Origin of the sequence: Streptomyces sp. SID1328 (assembly GCF_009865595.1) — a bacterium.
GTDB classification, from domain to species: domain Bacteria; phylum Actinomycetota; class Actinomycetes; order Streptomycetales; family Streptomycetaceae; genus Streptomyces; species Streptomyces griseoluteus.
This window is the reverse complement of the sequence record NZ_WWKH01000713.1, coordinates 1-2,398: the sequence shown is the minus strand read 5'-3', so window position 1 is coordinate 2,398 and position 2,398 is coordinate 1. Positions and strand designations below refer to the sequence as shown.

Annotated in this window: 2 protein-coding genes and 1 pseudogene; 1 reads left to right on the top strand and 2 read right to left on the bottom strand. The window is 70.9% G+C overall.

Going from position 1 to position 2,398, the window contains the following annotated elements:
- Positions 1–353, top strand: a pseudogene (locus GT030_RS22955) (SAM-dependent methyltransferase); the annotation flags it as partial.
- 75 nt (positions 354–428) lie between these two features.
- Here GT030_RS22955 and ffh read toward each other — a convergent pair.
- A complete protein-coding gene (ffh, locus tag GT030_RS22950) occupies positions 429–1,979 on the bottom strand; it encodes a signal recognition particle protein (RefSeq protein ID WP_161202708.1) in 1,551 nt (516 codons plus the stop codon).
- A gap of 121 nt (positions 1,980–2,100) precedes the next feature.
- Positions 2,101–2,398 (bottom strand): ACT domain-containing protein (locus GT030_RS22945; protein WP_161202707.1); only part of this gene is annotated, 298 nt, incomplete at its 5' end.

The following is a 2,398-nucleotide window of genomic DNA, read 5'->3' as shown; positions in this document are numbered from 1 at the left end:
CCGAGCGGTGCGCCACCTCCACCGTGCTGCGGGTCGCCGCCAAGCTGGCCGAACCGCTGCGCGGTGCCCGCACCTGGCGCCCGGCCCGCCGGGACGACCTGGAGGAGGTCGCCCTGCGCGCGGGACTGAGGCCGGACGGCTCCGGCCGGGTGGCCTGCCCGTTCGGGTACGCCGACACCGACAGCGCGGTACGCGGGCTGGTGTCGACCGGCCTGTTCGACGCGGCCGTCGCGGCGACGGACCGCAAGCAGGTCGCCAAGGAGCTGACCGAGTCCCTGCACCCCTACCGGCGCCCGGACGGGACGGTCTGGATGCCGAACGTCTTCCGCTACCTGATCGCCCGCGTGCCCTAGCGGGGCACACCCTGATGCGCGAAGGGCGCCCCCTCACGAAGAAGGGGCGCCCTCGGCACGTGCGCGGGACCGGCGTCAGCCCATGAACTTCTTGAACTCGTCGGGGAGTTCGAAGTCCTTGCCGCCCTGCTGGGGCAGACCGAGCGCGTTGCCGCCCTGCGCGGCGGCCTCGCGGCGCTGGGCCTCCTCCAGCTCCTGCTGCTTGCGCTTCATCGGGTTGCCCGAACGCTGCTTGCCCTTGGCCTTCTTGGGCTGCTTCTTGGTGCGGCCGGGGCCGCCGCCCATGCCCGGCATCCCCGGCATGCCCGGCATACCGCCGCCCTGGGCCATGCGGGACATCATCTTGCGCGCCTCGAAGAACCGCTCCACCAGCCCCTTCACCGCGCTGACCTCGACACCGGAACCCTTGGCGATACGGGCGCGGCGGGAGCCGTTGATGATGGTCGGGTCGGTGCGCTCGGCCGGGGTCATCGACTTGATGATGGCGGCCGTGCGGTCCACGTCCCGCTCGTCGATGTTGTTGATCTGGTCCTTGATCTGGCCCATGCCCGGGAGCATGCCGAGCAGCTTGCTGATGCTGCCCATCTTCCTGACCTGCTCCATCTGGGACAGGAAGTCGTCCAGGGTGAAGTCCTGGCCCTTCTTCGACGCCAGCTTCGAGGCCATCTTCTCGGCCTCTTCCTGACTGAACGTCTTCTCCGCCTGCTCGATCAGGGTGAGCAGGTCACCCATGTCGAGGATGCGGGAGGCCATCCGGTCGGGGTGGAACGCGTCGAACTCGTCCAGCTTCTCGCCGTTGGACGCGAACATGATCGGCTTGCCGGTGATCTGCCGGATCGACAGGGCGGCACCACCGCGGGCGTCACCGTCGAGCTTGGAGAGCACCACGCCGTCGAAGCCGACGCCGTCGCGGAACGCCTCGGCGGTGTTGACCGCGTCCTGGCCGATCATGGCGTCGACGACGAAGAGGATCTCGTCCGGGGAGACCGCGTCGCGGATGTCCGCGGCCTGCCGCATCATCTCCTGGTCGATGCCCAGGCGGCCGGCGGTGTCCACGATCACGATGTCGTGGACCTTGGCCTTGGCGAACTCGATGGAGTCCTTGGCGACCTTGACCGGGTCGCCGACGCCGTTGCCCGGCTCGGGGGCGTACACCGCGACACCGGCGCGCTCGGCGACGACGCTGAGCTGGTTGACGGCGTTGGGGCGCTGGAGGTCGCAGGCGACGAGCAGCGGCGAGTGGCCCTGCTCCTTCAGCCAGCGGCCGAGCTTGCCCGCGAGCGTGGTCTTACCGGCACCCTGGAGACCGGCCAGCATGATCACGGTCGGCGGCTGCTTGGCGAAACGCAGGCGGCGGGTCTCGCCGCCCAGGATGGTGACCAGCTCGTCGTTGACGATCTTGAGCACCTGCTGGGCGGGGTTCAGAGCCCGCGAGACCTCGGCGCCGAGCGCGCGCTCCTTGACGTTCTTGATGAACGACCGGACGACAGGCAGCGCCACGTCCGCTTCGAGGAGGGCGATGCGGATCTCACGCGCCGTGGCGTCGACGTCCGCCTCGGTCAGCAGACCCTTGCCCCGGAGAGACTTGAAAGTCGCTGACAGGCGGTCGGAGAGAGTATCGAACACGGCGGCGTCGGTCCTCGAGGTCGGAGTCATTTTGGGCTGCCCTCCAGGGTATCCGGCCGCGCAAGCGATTCGTCCCCGCCCGTCGCACTCGGCGAGCGGGGAGTAGCGGCCGGCACCTGTCTCAGGCCCGCAGCGCCTCCTCCAGCACCCGGGCGGTCGCCGTCGCGTCCTCCGGGGGCAGAGGCGCCCCGGTGCCGCTGGTGACGTAGAAGGCATCCACCGCGTTGGCGCCCAGCGTGCTGGCGTGCATGCTGCGGACCCGGATCGCCGCCTTGTCCAGGGCCGTGCCGATGCGGAAGAGGAGGCCGGGGGCGTCCTGGGCGCGGACCTCGATCACCGTGGCGTGGCGGGAGGCGGCGGGGGCGACGGTGACGCGCGGGGGCGGGGCCGCCCGGCCGCGGCGGCGGGGGTAGGCGGCG